This is a genomic window from Streptomyces sp. NPDC051214 (genome assembly GCF_040682375.1).
Classification (GTDB): domain Bacteria; phylum Actinomycetota; class Actinomycetes; order Streptomycetales; family Streptomycetaceae; genus Streptomyces.
Genome location: NZ_JBFBAT010000001.1, coordinates 76,228 through 97,896, shown reverse-complemented (window position 1 = coordinate 97,896; position 21,669 = coordinate 76,228). Strand labels below are relative to the sequence as shown.

Annotated in this window: 17 protein-coding genes and 1 pseudogene; 10 read left to right on the top strand and 8 right to left on the bottom strand. The window is 70.5% G+C overall.

The window, feature by feature from the left end:
• Positions 1–33: 33 nt before the first annotated feature.
• A complete protein-coding gene (locus AB0M70_RS00425; protein ID WP_365814753.1) occupies positions 34–810 on the bottom strand; it encodes an ankyrin repeat domain-containing protein in 777 nt (258 codons plus the stop codon).
• A 492-nt stretch (positions 811–1,302) separates the two neighbouring features.
• Here AB0M70_RS00425 and AB0M70_RS00420 point away from each other — a divergent pair, with 492 nt between their 5' ends.
• Both AB0M70_RS00420 and AB0M70_RS00415 read left to right on the top strand, forming a co-directional pair.
• Complete coding sequence (locus tag AB0M70_RS00420; protein WP_365814751.1) at positions 1,303–1,500, top strand: hypothetical protein; 198 nt, start codon at positions 1,303–1,305, stop codon at positions 1,498–1,500.
• A gap of 784 nt (positions 1,501–2,284) precedes the next feature.
• Positions 2,285–2,446: pseudogene (locus AB0M70_RS00415) on the top strand (MerR family transcriptional regulator); the annotation flags it as partial.
• A gap of 3 nt (positions 2,447–2,449) precedes the next feature.
• On the opposite strand, the gene AB0M70_RS00410 reads toward AB0M70_RS00415, so the two are convergent.
• Positions 2,450–3,277 (bottom strand): sigma factor-like helix-turn-helix DNA-binding protein, encoded by an 828-nt coding sequence (locus AB0M70_RS00410; RefSeq protein ID WP_365814749.1) that lies wholly within the window; start codon positions 3,275–3,277, stop codon positions 2,450–2,452.
• Between the two features lie 415 nt (positions 3,278–3,692).
• On the opposite strand from AB0M70_RS00410, the gene AB0M70_RS00405 reads away from it, so the two are divergent.
• Both AB0M70_RS00405 and AB0M70_RS00400 read left to right on the top strand, forming a co-directional pair.
• A complete protein-coding gene (locus AB0M70_RS00405; RefSeq protein ID WP_365814746.1) occupies positions 3,693–5,771 on the top strand; it encodes a SpoIIE family protein phosphatase in 2,079 nt (692 codons plus the stop codon).
• Between the two features lie 353 nt (positions 5,772–6,124).
• Complete coding sequence (locus AB0M70_RS00400; RefSeq protein WP_365816217.1) at positions 6,125–6,964, top strand: endonuclease/exonuclease/phosphatase family protein; 840 nt, start codon at positions 6,125–6,127, stop codon at positions 6,962–6,964.
• Here the strand turns inward: AB0M70_RS00400 and AB0M70_RS00395 are convergent.
• The 4 genes from AB0M70_RS00395 to AB0M70_RS00380 all read right to left on the bottom strand — a co-directional run bounded on the left by AB0M70_RS00395 (position 6,912) and on the right by AB0M70_RS00380 (position 11,816).
• Complete coding sequence (locus AB0M70_RS00395) at positions 6,912–7,970, bottom strand: DMT family transporter (RefSeq protein ID WP_365814744.1); 1,059 nt, start codon at positions 7,968–7,970, stop codon at positions 6,912–6,914. The genes AB0M70_RS00400 and AB0M70_RS00395 overlap by 53 nt on opposite strands.
• 116 nt (positions 7,971–8,086) lie before the next feature.
• Entirely contained in the window at positions 8,087–10,582 is a 2,496-nt protein-coding gene (gene uvrA / locus AB0M70_RS00390) for an excinuclease ABC subunit UvrA (protein WP_365814742.1), read from the bottom strand.
• A gap of 80 nt (positions 10,583–10,662) precedes the next feature.
• Complete coding sequence (locus tag AB0M70_RS00385; RefSeq protein ID WP_365814740.1) at positions 10,663–11,157, bottom strand: hemerythrin domain-containing protein; 495 nt, start codon at positions 11,155–11,157, stop codon at positions 10,663–10,665.
• A gap of 170 nt (positions 11,158–11,327) precedes the next feature.
• Positions 11,328–11,816, bottom strand: a complete 489-nt coding sequence (locus AB0M70_RS00380; protein WP_365814738.1) for an ATP-binding protein — start codon at positions 11,814–11,816, stop codon at positions 11,328–11,330.
• A 350-nt stretch (positions 11,817–12,166) separates the two neighbouring features.
• Here AB0M70_RS00380 and AB0M70_RS00375 point away from each other — a divergent pair, with 350 nt between their 5' ends.
• From AB0M70_RS00375 to AB0M70_RS00365, 3 genes are read left to right on the top strand one after another with little or no spacing between them, the layout of a single operon-like run.
• Entirely contained in the window at positions 12,167–12,973 is an 807-nt protein-coding gene (locus AB0M70_RS00375; RefSeq protein ID WP_365814736.1) for an alpha/beta hydrolase, read from the top strand.
• A 2-nt stretch (positions 12,974–12,975) separates the two neighbouring features.
• Entirely contained in the window at positions 12,976–14,259 is a 1,284-nt protein-coding gene (locus tag AB0M70_RS00370; protein WP_365814734.1) for a SpoIIE family protein phosphatase, read from the top strand.
• Positions 14,256–14,627 (top strand): STAS domain-containing protein, encoded by a 372-nt coding sequence (locus AB0M70_RS00365; protein WP_365814732.1) that lies wholly within the window; start codon positions 14,256–14,258, stop codon positions 14,625–14,627. The genes AB0M70_RS00370 and AB0M70_RS00365 overlap by 4 nt, the downstream gene beginning before the upstream one ends.
• Here the strand turns inward: AB0M70_RS00365 and AB0M70_RS00360 are convergent.
• On the bottom strand, positions 14,621–15,088 hold the full coding sequence (locus AB0M70_RS00360) for a peroxiredoxin (protein ID WP_365814730.1): 468 nt from the start codon (positions 15,086–15,088) through the stop codon (positions 14,621–14,623). The two genes, AB0M70_RS00365 and AB0M70_RS00360, sit on opposite strands and share 7 nt — an antisense overlap.
• 267 nt (positions 15,089–15,355) lie before the next feature.
• Positions 15,356–16,198 carry a SigB/SigF/SigG family RNA polymerase sigma factor gene (locus AB0M70_RS00355; RefSeq protein WP_365814728.1) on the bottom strand — a complete coding sequence of 281 codons (843 nt, stop codon included), beginning with the start codon at positions 16,196–16,198 and terminating at the stop codon, positions 15,356–15,358.
• A 349-nt stretch (positions 16,199–16,547) separates the two neighbouring features.
• Here AB0M70_RS00355 and fdh point away from each other — a divergent pair, with 349 nt between their 5' ends.
• The 3 genes from fdh to nrfD are packed head-to-tail and all read left to right on the top strand — an operon-like array spanning position 16,548 to position 21,651.
• Positions 16,548–19,796, top strand: coding sequence for a formate dehydrogenase (fdh, locus tag AB0M70_RS00350; RefSeq protein WP_365814726.1), 3,249 nt, complete (start codon positions 16,548–16,550; stop codon positions 19,794–19,796).
• Positions 19,793–20,710, top strand: coding sequence for a 4Fe-4S dicluster domain-containing protein (locus tag AB0M70_RS00345; RefSeq protein WP_365814724.1), 918 nt, complete (start codon positions 19,793–19,795; stop codon positions 20,708–20,710). Before fdh ends, AB0M70_RS00345 begins: the two co-directional genes overlap by 4 nt.
• Positions 20,707–21,651 (top strand): NrfD/PsrC family molybdoenzyme membrane anchor subunit, encoded by a 945-nt coding sequence (gene nrfD, locus AB0M70_RS00340; RefSeq protein WP_365814722.1) that lies wholly within the window; start codon positions 20,707–20,709, stop codon positions 21,649–21,651. Before AB0M70_RS00345 ends, nrfD begins: the two co-directional genes overlap by 4 nt.
• Positions 21,652–21,669: the final 18 nt, after the last annotated feature.

Sequence of the window (21,669 nt, the reverse complement as noted above, 5' to 3'; positions counted from 1 at the left end):
GGTGTCACCCGGCGCACCGCCGGGGCAGGGGGTTCACCCGAGGTCCGCGCGCGCCTTGGCTCCCTGGGTGAGCAGCCACTGGACGACGTCATCGGCCCCCTGGGCGCGGGCGATGTCCAGGGGTGTCATGTCGTCGTAGCCGATCCAGTTCACCTCCGCCCCCTTGAGCAACAGGAGCTTCGCGGTGGGCAGTTGGCCGCCATGGCAGGCGCCCCAGAAGGCACTGGTGATCGCGGACTCGGTGGGGGCGGGGGAGTCCGGGGCAGCGAGGAAGGCCTCCACCTGGTCGAGCAGGCCGAGGGTGGCGGCGTCCTGCAGGTCGGCGCGGGCCCCGTGCTCCAGAAGCCTGCGGGCCGCCCGCCACTGGCCGAAGCCGCGCGCGTCGGCGAGCGGGGCGCCGCCGCCGATGACGGCGCCGGATGCCTCGATGTCTGCGCCGGCGGCGATGAGGGCGTCCAGCGCGGTGATGTCGTCGTTGCTGGCGGCCCAGTGCAGGGGCGTCTCGGTGTGCGCGCCGACGAAGCGGGCGTCGGGATCGGCGCCCGCGGCGACGAGGGTGGCGATGACCTCCGCGGTGTGGGGGCGGTGGCCGGGCCAATCGGTGGCGATGTGCAACAGACTCCGCCGACCCGCTGCGGGGCCGTCCTGACTGATCCGACTGGTGGCCAGAGCGGGATGGTCGGCCAAGAGCCGATGCAGCGCCGGAACGTCACCCTTCTGGATCGCCTCGGTCACCGAGACGGCAAGCGGATCAAGGGAGTTGAGGACGGGCTCGGTGGGCTCCGTGGGCTTGCTGTGCTCGCTGGGCATGATGAGAAGGGCCTCCCGTTAGAAACTGCTCGGTCACGCCGGACCAGTCTGGCTCAGACCCATGCACACACCCCTCACGTTCAAGGCGTGCCGCCGTCCACGCACGCATCGTCACCGGCTTTCGCACCATGCTCATCGCGATCGTCGCCGGAGCAGTCGCAGCAGCCGGGCTGTACTACACGCGCGAGAAGCATCGCCTGGAACGTGTGCAGTTCCACGAAAATCGACGGAGCCAACCTGGGTGATGCGCACTTCTCCTCGGAGCAAGTCCCGGCCGGCATGCCCGAGTTCGCTCGGGTCATCACCGACCCTGAGGCCGGCACCAACGCTGCTTCCCACGAAGAGCGGTCCCGAGGGTAGAGAGCGTGATCCGGCACGCGGCAAGCGGACACGGGCGCGGCGGCCTGTTCATGGTGTCTGCGGGTACGCGAACCCCACAGTCGTGGTGGCGGCACGAGACCCATCGACGCCACGAATACGGAAGGAACCCCCATGATCGCTCTCCCCAGTCCCAGGCGCCTCACCGCTCTGACCGCCGTTTCGACGGCCGCGATCGGCGGTACCACAGCAGCCACGATCGGCGCGGGAGCGCCCGACGCCGTGACCCTCGCAGCCGCCGTCGCCGCCTTCGGAGTCGCCGCAGTCGTAGGCGCTGTCCGCCTCGGAGCCAAGTCGGCCCCCGCGGCCTGAAGGCGCCGCGCACCCCTTGCTCCGACCCTGAACGACATCGACTACCTGTCTGTCCGACACGCGGAAATCTATGTCGGCCGGAGTAGACATTGGGGATCGGTGTGGTTATGGTTTCTCTCGTAGCCGAGATCGAGCAAGGCCCGGCAGACACGAACTGCCGGGCAGCAGTACAGGCAGTACGAGCACTACCAGCAGTTCGCAGGACGGTGCGGTGGTGGAGTTTCGAAGCCAGAGCGGTTGCAGGACGGCGACGGGGCTGACGACCGGACCGGGTGGCCCGCAGTGATCAGGGGCCGCCATGAGCGGTATCGCAGGTTGCAGGAAACGCAGTGTCGGTCAGTGGTCCCTCGGTAAAGGCGTCGGCTGCGGGCGCGCGTACCGGGAAGTTCGGCAGTGGGGTTCTAAGCCAGAGCAGATGCAGGAGGGGCGACGGGGCTGGCTGCCGAAGAGTGGCGCTACGACAGGCACAAGCAGTACGCAGTAGGGCAATACGCAGTAACAGCAGTGTGCAGTTCCCGCTCAGAAAGATCAGAGGGATAGAACGGAGGAGCACGGCGCCATCAGGATCGCCCGGACGGCATTTTGAGTCCGGGTACCGCAGGACATCGATAGTGAGGTGGTCTTCGGTCAAGCAACCGCGATCCCCGTACCCCCGGCGGCAGTTCGGTCGGGCCTACGGAAACAGAAGGCCGACGCAGTATCAGGGTCGGCAGATGGTGTAGCAGTTCCTTCGGGGCCCGGGTGCAGATATGGCACCCGGGCCCCTCCACGCGTCCCGGCGTTCCGCCGCTATTCGCGCTATCAACTGCGCGTCGCCGCACGGGCCCGTGAACTCGTCGACCAAGGCACGCCCATAGAGGCCGCCTGCCGCATCGTCATTCTCGAGGAGCAACTGGAAGAGGCCCAGCGCCTCAACGCCCAGTACCGCGAGGCCGCCGCGGACTAACCGTCACGGCGTGGTCGCGATGGTGTAAGCGACTAGGGCGATGAGGACCGCCACCGCTGTATAGACGGTGCGCGTGAGCATGCGGATCCGGCGTTCGCTGTCCTCGCGTACAGAAACCGGGTGACTCACGGTGCTGCCCGACATGCTTTCGAGGAACACGGCGAGCGAGTCGCGCGTGGCGTCCCACGGCTCGGCGGAGCGCAGTTCGTGGAGAGCCGCCCGCGCGTGCAGCAGTCTGTTGCGGGTGGCGGCTGTACCGGCCTCGGTCTCGGCGGCCGCTTCGGACACGCTCAGGCCCAGCCCGTCGCACAGTACGAGCGCGCGGCGCTGCCGGGGAGGGAGTTCGCGTATCGCGCGCAGCAGCGGGTCGACCGGGGCGGGGGAGGGGCGGCGGAACAGTCTGCGGAAGCGGTGCCAAGGTGACAGGGCGTAGGCGTGCGTCTGGATGCGCAGCCACCCCACCGGGTCGGTGTCCCGGGCGACTTCGGGCCAGTGGTCCCACGCCCGGTGGAACGCGTGTTCCGCGGACTCGAAGGCCAGCCGGAGGCTCCCCGTGAGGACGTGTGCCTGGCGGATCAATCCAGGGGCGGCGTAGACGTACAGAGCGTCGAATGCGTCTTCTGGAGTGAGAGCGGCAGCCGTCACGGGTTCCGCGCGAGCAGCCGCGGCCACGGGTTCCGCGTCGAGGGCGCGCAGCAGCATGATGCGGCTCCGTGCCGACGGCTCGGCGCGTGCGGTGCGGGGGTGGGCGGCCGGAGGGCTCTCGTGAGGTGACTCTCGTGAGGTGTCGAGGCCCTCGACTTGTGCAGCGATCTCTCGTCTCCTTGCCATGCCGTCGCTCCAACACCGCCCGCCCTGACGGAGTTTCGCCCAGGCGTACCGGAAATGACGTTCGAGCAAAGGGCAGTTGCCGATCGCCGTGCGGACACACACGATCCGGCGGCTGCGCCACGGCTCGACGCTCGGGTCATGTCGACCGTACCGGCTCTGGATCACATGCGGTTTCTCGGCCTCCCCGGGCGAACTGGCGCGGCATCTTTGGCGGGTTCTGGCATATGCCCCTGGGGGCTCAGTAGGCCTCTGGCCAGGCCTTATGGGTTATGAAATATGCCGGGGGTGCCGCCCGTATCCGCTCCGGCATCAGCCGCAACAGCCCTGCCGGGTCGTGCTGCGGTCAGGCGCGGGTGAGCATGGAAGGGCCGTGTCCCGGCGATGGGCAGGGCGCGCGAGGCGGGAGGCGTTCGTCATGCGCGACAGCGAAGCGGAATCCACCGCCGACGGCCTCGGTGCCACCGTGCCGCCGGGCGGGCTCATGGACCTGCTGGGCGTCTGCGCGGTTGTCCTGGACCACTCGGGGCGCATCGTGCTGTGGAGCCCGCAGGCCGAAGAGGTTTTCGGCTACACGGCCAAGGAGGCGCTGGGACGCTACGCCGCGCACCTGCTCGTCGACCAGCGGCACCGCGACATGGCGGCCGGACTGTTCGCCGAGGTGATGTCCACCGGGACGAGTTGGGCGGGGGCCTTCCCGGTCCGCCACAAGGACGGCGTCAACCGACTCGTGGAGTTCCGCAACATGCGGCTGCTCGACGAAGGCGGGGAGGTCTACGCACTCGGTATCGCGGCCGGGCGGCAGGTGCTCCACCGTATGGAGACGGGCCTGGCGCTGTGCGAGAAGCTGGTGTCCCAGTCGCCCATGGGGGTAGCGCTGCTCGATCACGAACTGCGCTATCTCCTGGTCAACCCCGCACTGGAACGGATCAACGGACTGTCTGCGGCCGACCACATCGGCCGGCACCCCCGAGACATCCTCACCTTCCTCGACGTCGAGACGATCGAGTCCTGCCTGCGCGAGGTTCTCGCCACCGGGACACCGGTCATCGACCGCTACGTCGTGGGCCGCACCCCCGCCGACCCGGACCACGACCACGCCTGGTCGGTGTCGTACTACCGCCTGGAGGGAGCCCACGGGCAGGTGATGGGGGTGGCCAACTCGGTGGTGGACATCACCGAACGCCACCGTGCCGAGGCCGAGGCGGAGCGGGGACGCCGCAGACTCGCCCTGCTCGCCACCGCCGCCGCGAGCGTGGGCACGACGCTGGAGGTGGAGCGGACCGCCCAGGAACTGGCCGACGTGATGGTGCCCGACCTGGCCGACAGCGCGGCGGTGGACATCCTCGACTCCGCTCTCGAGCTGCGGCACGGCGCCGATCGCGACGGACCGCGCCGGTTCAGGGCGCTGGGCCTGGCGAGGGCCTATCCCTCCGAGGCGGCCCTGGCCGCCGACCAGCTCGGCGACCTGGCCTCGTACCGCGCGGACCGTCTGATCACGCGTTGCGTCCGCACCGGCCGGCCCGTCCTCGTGCCGGACGTCAGCGCGGCGGACCTGGAACACATCGCCCGCGACCCGGACGCCGCGCGGCTCCTGGCCCGCTCCGGCGTCCACTCCTATCTCGCGGTGCCGCTCACCGCCCACCAGGAGGTCCTGGGAGCCGTGGACCTGGTGCGCGCCCGCAACACGGAACCGTTCGACGACGACGATGTCCTGCTGGCCGGAGAACTCGCCCACCGGGCCGCCATCGCCATCGACAACGCCCGCTGGCACCAGAGCATCCGCCTCACCGCGGAAACCCTCCAGCGCAGCCTCCTGCCCGGCCCTCCGCCACCGCTGCACGGCCTTGACATCGCCTCCCGCTACCAGCCGGCCCAGATCTCGTGCGCGGTGGGCGGCGACTGGTACGACGTCATCCCCCTGGACGGCGACCGCACCGCACTGGTCGTGGGCGACGTCATGGGCCACGGCATCGACGCCGCCGCGACGATGGGCCGCCTGCGCACCGCCACCCAGGCCTTCGCCGACCTGGCCATGCCCCCCGACGAAGTGCTGCGCCACCTCGACACGACCACCGCCAGACTGGAAACCCACATCGCGACCTGCGTCTACGCCGTCTACGACCCGCACCGTCACACCTGCCACATCGCCAACGCCGGCCACATGCCCCCCGTACTGATCCCCCATGGCGGCCCCCCGCGCCTGCTGACACTGCCCGAGGGCACCCCCCTCGGGGTCGGGCACGCGCAGTACCGCACCATCGAGCTGGAGCTGCGGCCCGGCGACCGCCTCGTCCTCTACACCGACGGCCTGGTCGAGACCCGCCACCACACCATCGACGAACGCCTGGACGAGCTCCTTCGCCTCCTCGGCCACAGCGGCCCCCTACAGGCCACCTGCACCCACCTCCTGGAGGCCCTGCGCGACGGGGACACCACCGACGACATCGCGCTCCTCATCGCACAGGCCAGGACGGAGGATGTCAGGCGCGTCTAGGCGGACAGAGGATCGTCGTGTCCAGCGGGCCCATGGTGACGACCGACTCGGAGACCCCGGAGGTCCAGACGGTGTCGCAGACCGTGCAGGTGAAACGGTTGGAGAGGCCGTCCGTGTGACGGCCGCAGCTCGGGCACTGTTCCGTCGTGTAGTACGTGTCCGCCATGGCTGTGCACCCGTCACTAGGCTTTCGTCCGATCAAGTCGCCGGGGTCCCGCTGCGCGTCCTGAACACTCACGAGACAGAACGCTTACAAGGAGATGTACCGGATGATGCCCCACTCGTGAAGCGCCTCTCCCTTAACCTCGTGCGTGGAGAGGACGGATGCGCTGTGCATCCACACCGAGGAGGCGATGGTGCGCGCAAGGTCCACGAGGTTGCTCGCGGGCGCCATGACCCTGGCCTGCCTGGCGCTCATCGGCCCCAGCGCACCGAGCGACGCCCTCTTCGGCGGATCGCGGCCCGTCGAGGCCGTCCGGGACGTCGTGCCGAACCGGGTCATGACGTGGAACATCTGCAATCCCTGCGAGGAGAGCGATGTGGACCGGGCCGCGGAGATCGCCTCGTACGCGCCCCAGGTCATCGGTCTGCAGGAGGCGTGCGTGGGTGACGTCCAACGGATCCGGGACTACCTGGAGTACCTGCACGGGCTGGTCTACCACGTCGAGTACGGCTCGGTCCTGAGCAGTTGGGGCCGCTGTGGGGGAGTGCCCTGGAGCCCGGGAGGCTTCGGGCAGGCGGTCCTCTCGGCGGCGCCGATGACCGACCGCGTGAACGTGGAGTACCCCGACGGCGGCTCCGAGGACCGCGGATACATGGCGGTCACCACGACGGTGGGCGGGCGGTCCGTGCGGGTCTTCAACACCCACCTCGCCCAGCGGCAGCAGGAAGAGGTCCGGGCGGACCAGGTCGGTGTCCTGGCCACCGCCGTCGCCCGGCACGATCGCGCCATCGTGCTCGGCGACTTCAACGCCGTGCCGGAGGCTCCCGAACTCTCCCGGATATGGGACCTGGCGGCGGACACGGACGAGCAGTGCCGTCCCTCGTCCGCCGGCACCTGCAAGCCGACCACCGACTGGCTCAGCAAGTTCGACTACGTCTTCCTGCGAGGCATCGCACCGCTGAGGCACCGCGTGCACCTCACCTCGTACTCGGATCACAATCTGCTGCAGACCGATGTGGACCCGGGCTGACCGGTGCGCCGAGGCGGCCGTCCGCTTGCTCCGCGTCCGCGGTGCGCACCACGCTGCCCGAAGTGACGACCCGGCCCGTCCGCGTGCCCGTCAGCGCGGCGAGGGCCACCGCCGCCAGGGCCAGCGCGACGCCCGCGACGGTGGCCGCCGTGACGTGTGTGTCGCCGTGCGGCAGCAGCAGATCCAGGGCCAGTGAACCGACCAACTGGCCGGTGATCGTGCACAGTCCGAGGAGCAGGACGCCGAGTCTCTGCACCGTGGCGACCGCGATGGTGATGAAGGAGATGCCGACCAGGCCGCCCAGATAGACGTAGGGCTCGGTCGGCAGGCGGGACGGCACCCCGACGGCCACGGCGTGCACCAGGAAGATCGTGCTCAGCGCGGCGGTTCCGGCGACGAAGTTGAAGAACGTCCCCGTGTACGCGGACCCGGCGGCGTTCTTCACGTGTCCGTTGACCGCCTGCTGCCAGCTCACGCACACGCCCGCGACCAGGGGCAGCACCAGCATCAAGTAGGGGAAACCGCCGCCCAGTTTGTCCGCCATCGACAGGCCCACGGCCGCGAGCACGAGCACCGCGCCGACGACCCTGCGCCGTGTGGGCCGCTGGGGTCCGGCGGGGCCGAGCCCCATCCGGTCGAAGAGCAGGCCCCCGGTGACCTGGCCCGCGACGATGGCGACCGTGAACAGTGCGACCCCGAGCGCTCCGACGGTCAGCCCCTGCGCGAGCAGGAAGGCAGCTCCTCCGAAGCCGCCGAGCACCTGCCACCACCTGAGCCGCCTGTCGCGTACGTCCGCGAGCACCCGGCCGACCCCGCGGCGCGGCCCGCGCAGGACGAGGAGCCCCAGGGTCAGTACGAGGCATCCCGAGCCGAACGAGATCACCGCGGCTGCGAAACCGTCGCCGCCGAGCCCGGCGGCGAGCTCACCGGTGATGCGCGCTTGCAGGGATATCAGGGTGCCGGAGAAGACGGCGAGGAGCAGCCAGGGGGCTGCGGCGGCGGGCATGGGCGTACGACCTCTGGGTGGGTTCGAATGATCACTCCTTTCTAACCGATCGGTCCGTCGTCGGGCCGGGCGGGCCGGATGACGAGACGCCCGAGGACCGTCCGCGGCGGCCCCGCTCAGGAGCGCCGCAAGCGCGGCGCGAGATAGGGGGCGGTGGCGCTGCGACGTGACCGGGCGACCTTGGCGGGAGTGCCGGTCGCCACGACCCGGCCGCCCGCGTCGCCGCCGCCCGGACCGAGGTCGATGACCCAGTCGGCGGTGGCGATCGTGTCGAGGTCGTGCTCGACCAGGACGACCGTGTTGTCGGCGTCGACGAGCCGGTGCAGCTGGCGGAGCAGCAGGGCGATGTCCGCGGGGTGCAGGCCCGCGGTCGGCTCGTCGAGGAGGTAGAGCGCGTGACCGCGGCGGGCTCGCTGGAGCTCGGTGGCGAGCTTGATGCGCTGGGCCTCCCCGCCGCTGAGCTCCGTCGCAGGCTGGCCGAGCCGCAGATATCCCAGGCCCACCTCACGCAGCGTTTCGAGGCTTCGGAAGGCGGCGGGCACATCGGCGAGGAACGTGGCGGCGTCGTCGACGGACAGCGCGAGCACGTCCGCGATGTGCTTGCCCCGGTAGGTCACTTCCAGGGTCTCGGCGTTGTATCGCGCGCCGTGGCACGTCGGGCACGGGGCGTAGGTCCCCGGCAGGAACAGCAGCTCGACCGTGACGAACCCTTCGCCCTGACACGTCTCGCACCGCCCCTCGGCCACGTTGAAGGAGAAGCGGCCGGGCGAGTAGCCGCGCTCCCGGGCCTCGTCCGTCGCCGCGTACAGCTTGCGCACGGCATCGAACATGCCGGTGTACGTCGCCAGGTTGGAGCGGGGGGTGCGGCCGATGGGCCGCTGGTCGACGCGGACGAGACGGTCGAAGGATTCGACGCCCTCCGCGTCCCGTACGTCGACTTCCAGCGCCGCCTCGTCCGACGTACCGTGCTCCGCGTGGTCCTCGTCCTCTTCGGGTGCGAGCCCGAGGTGGCCGCGCACGACCTCGGCGAGCACCTGTGTGACCAGCGTCGACTTCCCGGAACCCGAGACGCCGGTGACCGCCGTCAGCACGCCGAGCGGCACGTCCACGGACACGTCCCGCAGGTTGTGCCGGGACACCCCGCGAAGCCGCAGCCAACCCTGCGGCTTGCGGGGGCGATGGGCCACCGGCTCGGCGCGTTTGAACAAATAGCTGCTGGTGGCCGACTCCTCGACCTTCTCGAGACCGGCGACCGGACCGCTGTAGAGCACGCGTCCGCCCGCCTCGCCGGCGCCGGGACCGATGTCGACGACCCAGTCCGCCCGCCGTACGACGTCCATGTCGTGCTCCACGACGAACAGTGAGTTGCCCGCGGCCTTCAGCCGGTCAAGGACGTCGAGCAGGGGCTCCGCGTCGGCGGGGTGCAGCCCCGCGGACGGCTCGTCGAGGACGTAGACGACGCCGAACAGCCCCGAGCGCAGCTGGGTGGCGATCCGCAGGCGCTGCGCCTCGCCGGGGGAGAGGGTCGTCGAGCGGCGGCCGAGGCTGAGGTAGCCGAGCCCGAGGCCGAGCAGCACCTCGACGCGTGCGACCACGTCGGCGCAGATCCGTACGGCGACCTCGGTGCTCTCCCCGGACCCGGCGGACGAGGTCGCGGCCGAGGCCTCCGGAAGTTCCGCGACGGGCCGCAGCAGGTCCGCGACCTCGGCGAGCGGCATCGCGTTGACCTCGGCGATGGAATGGCCCGCGAAGGTGACCGCGAGCGCCTCGGGCCGCAAGCCGCTGCCCTCGCACGCGGGGCAGGGCACACCTTGGACGAACCGCATGGCGCGGTCGCGCATCCGCTCGCTCTTGGAGTCGGCGAGGACATGCATGACGTGCTTGCGGGCGCTCCAGAATTTGCCGTAGTAGCCGTAGTCGATGCGCCCCGGCTCGGGCTCGATGAGCACGGACGGCTGCTCGTCGGTGTAGAGCAGCCACTCCCTGTCCTTCTTCTTGAGCCTGCGCCACGGCCTGTCGATGTCGATGCCGAGGGCGCTGACGATGCTGCGCAGATTGGCGCCCTGCCAGGCGCCCGGCCAGGCCGCGATGGCGCCGTCCCGGATGCTCAGCGAGGGGTCCGGGACGAGCAGCTGCTCGGTGACGTCGTGCACGACGCCGAGCCCGTGACACTCGGGGCAGGCGCCGGCCGTGGTGTTGGGCGAGAACGCCTCAGCCTCCAGCCGTTCGGCGCCCGGTGGATAGGTCCCGGCCCGGGAGTAGAGGATGCGCAGCAGGTTGGACAGCGTGGTGAGCGTGCCGACCGTGGACCGCGAGCTGGGCGCCCCGCGGCGCTGCTGGAGCGCCACGGCGGGCGGCAGTCCGGTGATCTCCTGCACGTGCGGCGCGCCGACCTGCTGCAGCAGTCGGCGGGCGTAGGGCGCGACGGACTCGAAGTACCGGCGCTGGGCCTCGGCGTAGAGCGTGCCGAAGGCGAGCGAGGACTTGCCCGAGCCGGAGACGCCGGTGAAGGCGACCATCGCGTCCCGGGGAATGTCCACGTCCACGTTGTGCAGGTTGTGCTCGTTGGCTCCCCGGACACGCACGCAATGGTCGGCCGCGTTTTCTTCCATGGAGTGTTCTTTAACCGTTCGGGCCGCGATGGCTGGCCGCCACGCGAATGAAACAGCTCCGGGCGAAGGCCCTCAGAAGGTCAGTCCTTCACGATGCGGCGGACATTGTCGATGCTGCCGCAGTCCGCCTTGAGGTGTTTGTCGCGTTCCTTGGTGAAGGCGGTTCCCAACTCCTCGCGGCGTTCCATGGCCACGTTCTCGCGTGCGCCGTTGAGGATCGTGCGCTCCTCCTCGTCGGTGTGGTGGGTCACCGCCTCGACGAGCTTCTCCAGCTTCTCGTCCCAGTCGTCGGAGCCGACGTCGTCCACCTCGAGGAGGGCGAGGAGCGCCTCGTTGCCCTCCTCGTGCTCTTCGACGCCGTGTTCGACCTCTTCGTTGTCGATGTTGCGGTAGCGCCTGAGGGCGGGGTAGACCTCGGCCTCCTCCGCGAGCGCGTGCGCGATGAGCAGGTCGGCGAACTTCTTGAGGGCCTGTGCCCGTTCGGCCTCCACGCTGCGCATGGCGCGGAACAGTTCTTCCATCCGACGGTGATCGTCGAGGATCAGCTCCACGACGTCCGTTGCCTTGTCCGGCATGGGGTCTCCTTCCAGGCAGGGGAGAGCGCGCTCAGCTACGTTTCGATACGTTTCGTACAGATACCTAGCGCGCTCGCCGTTCCACGAGGTGCCTCATGTACCCGGCCGTCGCGTGTGTCACTCCTGCGGCCTACGAAGGGCGAGAGCTCCGGCCTCGCGCCGTGGGCCGATCAGTGGGCGCTGTGGTGAATGCCTGCGCCACGGACACCGGTGGCCGGCTCCCCGGTCAGGGCGATGTGGGCGGTGACGCGCTTGCCCGCCGGTTCGAGCTGGACGTGGAAGTCCTGGGCGACGGCCTTGACGATCTCCAGGCCGTGCCCGCCGATTCTGTGCGGGTCCTCGGAGCGTGCGACGGGGCGCGTACGGGCGCTGTCGTGCACGGTCACGGCCACCGCGTCGTCCACGATGCGCAGCTCCATCAGCATCGGTCCGGGGGCGTATTTACGGGCGTTGGTCACCAGTTCGCTGACCACCAGTTGGGTCAGGTCCATCGCGCGGGCGGAGATGACGACCTCTTGGTCCGCCTGGGCGCGGGTGAGGAAGTCGAGGGCGAGGTGGCGTGCTTCCGCGATGGAGGAGTCCCCGTCGTTCAACGGCACGGCGACCGCCATGGGCTGCGCTGCCGTCGACCCCTTGCCGCCACTGCCGACTGTCTCCATTTCCTCTCCACCTTCGTCCCGCGTCCCCGTTTCCTGCTCACCTACCCTGCTGGACGCGTCACATTCTGCTCAGTCCAGGATCGATGATCTGTTCGAGCATCCGGGCTCCGCGCCGCATCAGCGAGTGCAGTCGAGAACATGGTGACAGACACACGGCGGGGACACCCCGCGCTTTGTGTGCGTACCCGTCACAAGCGGAATGACGTGCGGACGCGCGGCGCATGCGTGCGGCGCGGGCCTCGTGGGGCGATGCGCCGGCTGGCGCGGTGGTGGTACAGGGCGTGACCAGGCACGGGCCGTACGGCGTCTTCGATGAAGCAGACGGCGGGGATTCTGCGACGATGTGGCCCATGGCGGCAGCGAGCAGGAATCATGTGACGGTCACCGGCCGGGCCGGAGGGCCGGTGGTGATGCTGGCGCACGGGTTCGGATGCGACCAGAACATGTGGCGGCTCGTGGTGCCGCTCCTGGAGCGCGATCACACCGTGGTCCTCTTCGACCACGTCGGAGCCGGACGCTCCGATCTGTCGGCGTGGAGCGAGGAACGCTATTCCTCGCTCGAGGGCTATGTGGAAGACGTGCTGGAGATCTGCCGTGAGCTGGCGCTCGGCCCGGTGACGTTCGTGGGCCACTCGGTGAGCGCGATGATGGGTGTCCTTGCCGCCGCGCGGGAGCCGGAGGCGTTCGCCGGTCTGGTGCTGCTCGCCCCGTCGCCGTCCTTCATCGACGATCCGGCCCAGGGGTATCGCGGCGGCTTCAGCGCCGAGGACATCGACGAACTCCTCGGCTCGCTGGACGCGAACTATCTGGGCTGGTCGGGCGCCATGGCTCCGGTGATCATGGGCAATCCCGAGCGGCCGGAACTGGGCGAGGAACTGACCAACAGCTTCTGCCGCACCGACCCGGACATCGCCCGCGTCTTCGCCCGCGTCACGTTCCTCTCCGACAACCGCGAGGACCTCGCCAAGGTCGGCGTGCCCACGCTGGTCGCGCAGTGCTCCCATGACGCGATCGCGCCCCCGGAGGTCGGCGTCTTCGTCCACGACCGGATCCCCGGCAGCCGTCTCGTCACCCTGAACGCGACCGGCCACTGCCCCCAGCTCGCCGCACCGGAGGAGACGGCCGCCGCGATCATCGATTTCGTCGGAGGCGCGTGATGATGAGCAGGACGAGTGACGGCGGGGGCGGCGAGCCCTCGGAGCCCGAGGAACATCCCGATGAGCAGCCCGCGGGTGACTCCGCGGCGTTCTCGGCTCTGCTGGAGGACAGCGTCGAGGATCTGTACGAGCACGCGCCGTGCGGGTACCTCTCCACGCTCCTCGACGGCACCATCGCCAAGATCAACTCGACGCTGCTCGACTGGCTCGGATACGCCCGCGACGACCTGGTGGGGCGCAAGACGTTCTCCGACCTGCTGACGGTGGGCGGCCGGCTCTACCACGAGACGCACTTCGGGCCCCTGCTGCAGATGCAGGGCGAGATCAGCGGTGTCGCCCTGGAACTCAGGACGGCCGACGGCAGCCGCCTGCCCGTCCTGGTGACCTCCACGGTCAAGACCGGCAGCGACGGGCAGCCGCTGCTCATCCGCACCACCGTCTTCGACGCACGCGACCGCCGCTCGTACGAGACCGAACTGCTGCGTGCCAGGCAGGAAGCGGAACGCGAGCGCGAGGAACTCAAACGACTCAACGCCGTCCTCCAGCAGACCCTGTTGCCCCCGGCGCTGGTGAGCGTGCCGGGTCTTGAGGTGGCCGCGCACTACCACATCGCCTCCACGGACATGGTCGGCGGCGACTTCTACGACCTGTTCCCGCTCGCGGCCGGGACGTGGGGACTGTTCCTGGGGGATGTGTGCGGCAAGGGCGCCGCCGCCGCGGCCATCACCTCCCTGGCCCGCTACACCCTGCGTGCCGCCGCCGTCTACGACCCCGATCCGGCCGCGGTCCTCGCCAACCTCAACACCGTCCTCAACCACGAGTACAACGGCGAGGACCCCCGCTTCTGCACGGTCATCTTCGGACTGCTCACCCCCGATCCCGACGGGGGCGGCTTCCGCGTCACCCTGGCCAGCGGCGGTCACCCCCCGGCCCTGCTCATGCGCGGGGACGGGAGCGCCGACCCGCTGCCCACCCCCGGCGGTCAGCTCGTCGGGGTCCTGCCCGACGCGCACATCGCCACCACGACCATCTGCCTCGCGGCGGGCGACACCCTGCTGCTGTACACCGACGGCCTCACCGAAGCCCACACCGCTTCGAACGGCGACGACGACCGCTACGGGGACGAAGCCCTCCTCGGCTTCACCCAGGCGCTGGCACCGACGACCGCCCCGGCCACCGTCGCCGCGATCCGCGACCTGCTCGACACCTTCGGCTCCGGCGTCGAGGACGACACCGCCGTCCTGGCCATCAGCGTGCCCCTGCCGACCGGCGAAGAGCAGCGGTGACCCGGCTCGCCGTCCGCACCCGGACCACCGCCGCGGGGCCCGTCGTCGAACTGACGGGGGAACTCGACCACGAGAGCTGCTCCCAGCTCCGCGCGGTCCTGCCCGGACTGTCCCTACAACCGGGCCAACAGCTCGTCATCGACCTGGCGGGCATCACTCTCTGCGATTCGAGCGGCATCAGCGCACTGATCGCCGCCCGCAACCATGCCCTCGCCGTCGGCGCTGCCATCGCCCTGGCAGCGGTGCCGGGGCGCATCAGCCGCATCCTCGCCCTGGTGGGCCTGAGCCAGATCTTCCCCACGTATCCCACGGCGCACGCGGCGCAAGCGGCCTGGCCGCCTTCCGTCGAGCCGAGACGGACCTACTGACCGGCGGCGGAGCGTAGCGCCGCCAGTGCCCGGTCCGCGTGGGCGCTCATCCTGAACTCGCTGCGGACCACCTCGATCACGCGGCGGTCGGTGCCGATGACGAAGGTGGTCCGCTTGGTCGGCAGGGGGCCGAAGCCGCGTGCCACGCCGAACCGGCCGCGTACGACGCCCTCCGGGTCGGACAGCAGCGGGAACCCGAAGCTGTGCCGCCCCGCGAACTCGCTCTGGCGCTCCACCGCGTCCGAGCTGATCCCCACCGGCCTGGCGCCCACCGCCGCGAACTCCGCCGCCAAATCCCGGAAGTGGCAGGCCTGGGCCGTGCAGCCGGGAGTCATGGCCGCCGGGTAGAAGAACACCACGACCGGGCCTTCGGCAAGGAGTGACGCGAGGGACGTGGGCGTGCCCGTCTCGTCGGGCAGGGTGAAGTCCTCGACGAGCGAGCCGACTTGCACACGGGTCATCGCCGGACTCCTCGGCCGATGCGGAGAAGCTCGGGCGAGGAGTGGAGCTCAGGGCGAGGTGGCGACACGGACACGGGGTCTCCAGACGGCTCGGCATCACAGGCAGCGTGGCTCGCGATACTACTCGCCGGTAAGGAGGTGTGCGCTCGGCCGGGTTGGACGCGGACGGCCTCGGACGGGCGGGGCAGCGGTTGTTGCGGAGTCCCTGGGGCGGCCCTGGCGCCCCAGGGACTCGGCGCGGGCAGCGCGTGGTTCACGCGCCCGCGGTCACGCGGCCTGAGCGTGCCCGGCGCCGTCCTCTCCACGGACGGCTTCCGCGCGCACACGGGCGCAGCTGGTGGTGATGAGACGGGAGACGTGCATCTGGGAGATGCCGAGCTCCTCGGCGATCCTGCTCTGCGTCATGTCCTCGAAGAAGCGCAGGTACAAGATGGTCCGTTCACGCTCCGGCAGCCGGCGCAGACCCGTCTTGGCGGCCTCCCGGTCGGTGATGCAGTCGTAGGCGGGATCGGTGGACCCCAGGGTGTCGGCCAGGCTGAAGCCGTCGGGGTCGAAGGACATCTCGGCGTCCAGCGACAGGGCGCTGTAACTCGTCATGGCCTCCATCCCCTCACGGACCTCGCCCTCGGACAGCCCCGCCTGCGCGGCGACGTCCGCCGAACTGGGCTCGGTGTCGCTGCCCGGCCGGTCCATGAGGTCGCGGCGCGCGACCCGGACCTTGTTGCGCAGCTCCTGGACGCGCCGGGGCACCCGTACGTCCCACATACGGTCGCGGAAGTGCCTGCGCAGCTCACCGGTGATGGTGGGCACGGCATAGCTCTCGAAGGCGCCGCGCTCCGGCTCGTACCGGTTGACCGCCTTGATCAGGCCCATCGCGGCGACCTGCCGCAGATCGTCGAGGTTCTCGCCCTTGTTGCGGAAGCGGCTGGCCAGCCGGTGCGCCATCGGCAGCCAGGCCGTCACGATCTCCTCGCAGAGCAGGTCGTACTCGGGTCCGCCGTCGAGACGGGCGAGCCGCGCGAAGGCCGCCGCGGTGTCGGGAGCGTCCTCGTGGATGCGCCGGGGGCCTTGGGGACGGCGGGCGGCGGGTGCGTTGAGATCGGTAAGCATCGGGAATCGCTCCTAAGCGGTGGGCGGGCAGGTGACCGCGGAGGAACGGAGTGGTCCGGAGCCGGACATCCGACGGGAGAAGACATACCGCTCCCCGCGAATGCGCCTCCGGTCCGAAGCACGAAGTCCGCCTGCCCCTGGACTCGGAGGGGAAACAAAACGCAGTTGAGGGCATGCGCACACAACCGTCGGCGACGGGCCCTCGGGCAGGTATCGACCGGCCGTTCACGGGTACCTGGACGCACGCACCGGCAAGTCGCCCGGCTCGCCGCCCCGGCCGTACTGGGCGAGCCTGGAGCAGGTGCCCGTCGCCGGACGCGGGCGCCACGGACGCAGGGAAGGACGTGCCATGGGCGTGCGCAGGCGGATCAGCCGATGGCCTGTCTACCGGCAGTTGTCCGAGAAGGACCCGCTGGGCCGCGGGCGGGCCGCGATGTCCGGGCACACGGAACACATTCGGCCGCGCACCGACACCGCTGATCGGGTCGTCTCCTCGGTGTGTCCGTACTGTGCGGTCGGCTGCGGGCAGGAGATCTACGTCAAGGACGAGCAGGTGGTCCAGATCGAGGGCGACCCGAACTCGCCCGTCAGCCGCGGCAGGTTGTGCCCCAAGGGCTCGGCGACGCTCCAGCTCACCACCGGGGACGCCCGACGGCACCAGGTCCTCCACCGTCGCCCGTACGCCAAGGACTGGGAACCGCTCGACCTCGACACGGCCATGGACATGGTGGCCGAACGGGTGATCGAGACACGGCGCGCCACCTGGGAGTGGGAGAACGAGCAAGGCCTGCGCACCGCCCGGACCATGGGCATCGCAAGCCTCGGCGGAGCGACCCTGGACAACGAGGAGAACTACCTCATCAAGAAGCTCCTCACGGGGCTCGGCGTGGTGCAGGTGGAGAACCAGGCCCGCGTCTGCCACAGCTCCACGGTCGCGGGCCTCGGCACCTCGTTCGGCCGAGGCGGCGCGACCACGTTCATGCAGGACCTCCAGCACGCCGACTGCATCGTCATCCAGGGTTCCAACTTCGCCGAGGCGCACCCCGTGGGCTTCCAGTGGGTGATGGAGGCCAAGGCGCGCGGCGCCCGCGTCATCCACGTCGATCCGCGCTACACCCGCACCAGCGCCCTCGCCGATCTGCACGTACCGATCAGGGCGGGCAGCGACATCGCCTTCCTCGGCGGGATCATCAACCACGTCCTGACCGAGGAGAAGGACTTCAGGGAGTACGTCCTCGCCTACACCAACGCCGCCACGCTCGTCGGCGAGGACTTCCGCGACACCGAGGACCTGGACGGCGTCTTCTCCGGCCTCGACGAGGAATCGCGCCACTACGACCCGTCCAGCTGGCAGTACGAGGGCGTCGAGGTGCAGGCGCCCGCCGGTGACGTCGACGTGCAGTACGAGAAGCGCGTACGCGAATCAGGTGAACCCGAGACGCACGGATCGGGAGGGGCGCAGACGGGCGGCGAGGCGCCCCGCGACGAGACCCTGACCCATCCGCGCTGCGTCTACCAGATCCTCAAGCGGCACTACGCCCGCTACACGCCCGAGGTGGTCGAGGAGAGCTGCGGTGTGCCGCGCGAGACCTTCCTGCGGGTCTGCGACGCCCTCACCGAGAACTCCGGCCGTGAACGGACCAGCGCGTTCGCCTACGCGGTGGGCTGGACCCAGCACTCGGTCGGCTCGCAGTACATCCGGGCCGCCAGCGTCCTGCAACTGCTCCTCGGCAACATCGGCCGCCCCGGAGGCGGCATCCAGGCGCTGCGCGGACACGCCTCCATCCAGGGGTCGAGCGACATCCCCACCCTCTACAACCTGCTGCCCGGTTACCTTCCGATGCCGCACGCCCACGAGCGCCAGACCCTCGACGCGTTCATCGACGCCAGCCGTACGGACAAGGGCTTCTGGGCCGACATGCGCGCCTACTTCGTGAGCCTGCTGAAGTCCTACTACGGCGACGCGGCCACCGCCGAGAACGACTTCTGTTTCGACCATCTGCCGCGCCTGACCGGCTCGCACTCCACGTACGAGACGGTCATGGCGCAGCTCGACGGCGTCTGCAAGGGCTACTTCCTGATGGGCGAGAACCCCGCGGTGGGCTCCGCCAACACCCGCTTGCAGCGCCTCGGCATGGCCAACCTGGAATGGCTCGTCGTCCGCGACTTCTCGCTGATCGAGTCCGCCACCTGGTGGCAGGACGGCCCCGAGATCGAGACGGGAGAGATGCGCACCGAGGACATCGGCACCGAGGTGTTCTTCTTTCCCGCCGCCGCGCACACCGAGAAGTCCGGTTCGTTCACCAACACCAACCGCTGGGTGCAGTGGCACCACGCGGCGGTCGAGCCGCGCGGCGACGCGCGCAGCGACCTGTGGTTCATGTACCACCTGGGCCGGCGCATCAAGGCGAAACTGGCCGGGTCCAGCGACCCGATGGACCAGCCCGTGCACGACCTGACCTGGGACTACCCGGTGGAGGGGCCGCAGGAGGAGCCGGTGGCCGCCACGGTGCTCGCCGAGATCAACGGCCAAGGCGCCGACGGTGCCCCGCTGTCGGCGTACACGGAGCTGAAGGACGATGGTTCGACGCGGTGCGGCTGCTGGATCTACTGCGGGGTGTACGCGGACGGCGTCAACCAGGCCGCCCGCCGCAAGCCCGGCAAGGAGCAGGACTGGGTCGCCGCCGAGTGGGCCTGGGCGTGGCCCGCCAACCGCCGCATCCTCTACAACCGGGCATCGGCCGCCCCTGACGGCACACCGTGGAGCGACCGCAAGGCCTATGTCTGGTGGGACGGGACCGACGGCAGGTGGAAGGGGCACGATGTCCCGGACTTCGTGCCGGACCGCGCCCCGGACCACGTACCGCCCAAGGGCGCGACCGGGGTCGACGCGCTGCGCGGCGACGACGCCTTCATCATGCAGGCCGACGGCAAGGGCTGGCTGTACGCACCGGCGGGTCTCGAGGACGGCCCGCTGCCCACCCACTACGAACCGCAGGACTCGCCGTTCCCCAACGCGCTCTATCCCTCCACTCCGCGTTCTCCGGTACGGCAGTTGCTGTCGCGGGAAGGCAATCGCTACCACCCGAGCGGGGACGAGCCCGGCAGCGACGTCTTCCCCTACATCGTCACCACCCACCGGCTCACCGAACACTTCACGGCCGGCGGCATGAGCCGCTGGTCGCCCTACCTCTCTGAACTGCAGCCCGAGTTCTTCTGCGAGGTCTCGCCGCAGCTCGCCGCGGAGTGCGGCCTCGAACACGCCGGATGGGCCACCATCATCACGGCCCGCAACGCGATCGAGGCGAGGGTCATGGTGACCGCACGGATCAAGCCCCTCACCGTGCACGGGCGCACGGTCCATCAGATCGGCCTGCCCTTCCACTGGGGCCCCAACGGCGTGGCGACCGGGGACGCGGCCAACGAACTGGTGGCCATCGCCCTTGACCCCAACGCCCACATCCAGGAGGACAAGGCCCTCACCGCGGACATCCGGCCGGGGCGCCGCCCGCGCGGGCCCGACCTGCCCGAGCTGGTCGGCGAGTACCGCAGGCGGGCCGGCATCACCGCGACCACGGGTACGGAGGCCAGGAAATGACGGAGCGCCACCTGCTGAGCGGGCCGGAACCCGACCCGGCGCGCGATGCCGGCCATCCCGAGCCGCCCCCGCGGGTCGGGTTCTTCACCGACACCTCGGTGTGCATCGGCTGCAAGGCCTGCGAGGTGGCCTGCAAGGAGTGGAACGCGCTCCCGGAGGACGGGCTCTCCCTGACCGGGATGAGTTACGACAACACCCAGGGCCTCGGCGCGTCCACCTGGCGTCACGTGGCCTTCATCGAACAGACGGCGCCCGAGCCGCAGGGGCGTACGCAGCTTCCGCTCGCGGACGGCGGCGGCGGGGACGGTGCGGCGCCGGGCATGGGAGAGACCCGCTGGCTGATGTCGTCCGACGTGTGCAAGCACTGCACGCACGCGGCGTGCCTGGACGTCTGCCCGACCGGCTCCCTCTTCCGCACAGAGTTCGGCACGGTCGTCGTCCAGGACGACATCTGCAACGGCTGCGGCTACTGCGTGCCCGCCTGCCCGTACGGCGTCATCGAACAACGCCCCTCGGACGGCCGGGCGTTCAAGTGCACTATGTGTTACGACCGGCTCGGCGCCGGACAGGAGCCCGCCTGCGCCAAGGCCTGCCCCACCGAGTCCATCCAGTTCGGGCCGCTGGACGAGCTGCGCGAGCGGGCCGCGCTGCGCGTCGACCAACTGCACGAGGCGGGCGTGACCGGCGCCCATCTGTACGGGGACGACCCGGACGACGGAGTCGGCGGCGACGGCGCCTTCTTCCTGCTGCTCGACAAGCCCGAGGTGTACGGGCTGCCGCCTGACCCCGTGGTGACCACCAGGGACCTTCCCGCCATGTGGAAACACGCGGGCGCGGCCGCGGCCTCTCTGCTCGGCGGCTTCGCCCTGTCCTTCGCCTTGCCCGCCCTGGCACGAAGGAGGGGGGTCCGATGAGCCGCCGCCGTGGAGGCCGAGGCCGTCGGGGCGGCCGGGGTGAGCAACTCATGGTGCCGGAGGCCGAGTTCGCCTCGTACTACGGAAGGCCGGTCATCAAGGCGCCGTCCTGGTCCGCCACGGACATCGCCGGATACTTCTTCCTCGGCGGCCTCGCGGGCGGTGGCTCCGTGCTGGCGGCCGGGGCGCAGTTGACCGGGCGGGGGAGCACGGCCACCGCGATGAAGGTGTCGTCGCTGGGGGCCGTGTCGCTGGCGGCGGCCGCGCTCATCCACGATCTGGGAGTGCCGAGCCGCTTCCCGAACATGCTGCGGGTGTTCAAGCCGACCTCGCCGATGAGCGTGGGGTCCTGGCTCCTTGCCGCGTACGGGCCGGCCGCGGGGGCGGCGGCCCTCTGCGCGACCACCGGGCGCCTGCCCAGGACCGGCGCGGTGGCGACCGGCGCGGCCGCCGTGCTCGGCCCGGTCGTGGCGGCGTACACCGCTGTGCTGGCCGCCGACACCGCGGTGCCCGCCTGGCACGGAGCGCACCGCGAACTGCCCTACGTCTTCACCGCCTCCGCCACGGCCGCCGCGTCGGGCATGGCCCTGGTGACCGGCCCCCTGAAGGAGTCGGCCCCGGCCCGCTGTGCCGCGGCGCTGGCCGCGGCGGCTGACGTGGCGACGGTGCGGGCGGCCGAGGAACGGCTCGGCATGGTCGCCGAGACCTACCGGCAGGGCCGTGCGGGGCAGTTGATGAGGTGCGCCCGGTGGCTCACTGTGGCGGGGGCTGCCGGGGCGCTGGTGGTGGGCGGTCGCAGCCGCGCGGGAGCCGTGGCCAGCGGTGTGGCCCTGCTCGCCGGTTCGGCCTGCACGCGCTTCGGGATCTTCGCGGCCGGTGTCGCCTCGGCGCAGGACCCCAAGTACACGGTGGTCCCGCAGCGGTCGGGCCAGGCCGGGTGACGGGGGTGCCGCCGGGTG

Excerpts from the sequence above, each read along its gene's own strand:
- AB0M70_RS00425 (WP_365814753.1), bottom strand. The coding sequence starts at position 810 with ATGCCCAGCGAGCACAGCAAGCCCACGGAGCCCACCGAGCCCGTCCTC.
- AB0M70_RS00420 (WP_365814751.1), top strand. The coding sequence starts at position 1,303 with ATGATCGCTCTCCCCAGTCCCAGGCGCCTCACCGCTCTGACCGCCGTT.
- AB0M70_RS00410 (WP_365814749.1), bottom strand. The coding sequence starts at position 3,277 with ATGGCAAGGAGACGAGAGATCGCTGCACAAGTCGAGGGCCTCGACACC.
- AB0M70_RS00405 (WP_365814746.1), top strand. The coding sequence starts at position 3,693 with ATGCGCGACAGCGAAGCGGAATCCACCGCCGACGGCCTCGGTGCCACC.
- AB0M70_RS00400 (WP_365816217.1), top strand. The coding sequence starts at position 6,125 with ATGGTGCGCGCAAGGTCCACGAGGTTGCTCGCGGGCGCCATGACCCTG.
- AB0M70_RS00395 (WP_365814744.1), bottom strand. The coding sequence starts at position 7,970 with ATGCCCGCCGCCGCAGCCCCCTGGCTGCTCCTCGCCGTCTTCTCCGGC.
- uvrA (WP_365814742.1), bottom strand. The coding sequence starts at position 10,582 with ATGGAAGAAAACGCGGCCGACCATTGCGTGCGTGTCCGGGGAGCCAAC.
- AB0M70_RS00385 (WP_365814740.1), bottom strand. The coding sequence starts at position 11,157 with ATGCCGGACAAGGCAACGGACGTCGTGGAGCTGATCCTCGACGATCAC.
- AB0M70_RS00380 (WP_365814738.1), bottom strand. The coding sequence starts at position 11,816 with ATGGAGACAGTCGGCAGTGGCGGCAAGGGGTCGACGGCAGCGCAGCCC.
- AB0M70_RS00375 (WP_365814736.1), top strand. The coding sequence starts at position 12,167 with ATGGCGGCAGCGAGCAGGAATCATGTGACGGTCACCGGCCGGGCCGGA.
- AB0M70_RS00370 (WP_365814734.1), top strand. The coding sequence starts at position 12,976 with ATGAGCAGGACGAGTGACGGCGGGGGCGGCGAGCCCTCGGAGCCCGAG.
- AB0M70_RS00360 (WP_365814730.1), bottom strand. The coding sequence starts at position 15,088 with ATGACCCGTGTGCAAGTCGGCTCGCTCGTCGAGGACTTCACCCTGCCC.
- AB0M70_RS00355 (WP_365814728.1), bottom strand. The coding sequence starts at position 16,198 with ATGCTTACCGATCTCAACGCACCCGCCGCCCGCCGTCCCCAAGGCCCC.
- fdh (WP_365814726.1), top strand. The coding sequence starts at position 16,548 with ATGGGCGTGCGCAGGCGGATCAGCCGATGGCCTGTCTACCGGCAGTTG.
- AB0M70_RS00345 (WP_365814724.1), top strand. The coding sequence starts at position 19,793 with ATGACGGAGCGCCACCTGCTGAGCGGGCCGGAACCCGACCCGGCGCGC.
- nrfD (WP_365814722.1), top strand. The coding sequence starts at position 20,707 with ATGAGCCGCCGCCGTGGAGGCCGAGGCCGTCGGGGCGGCCGGGGTGAG.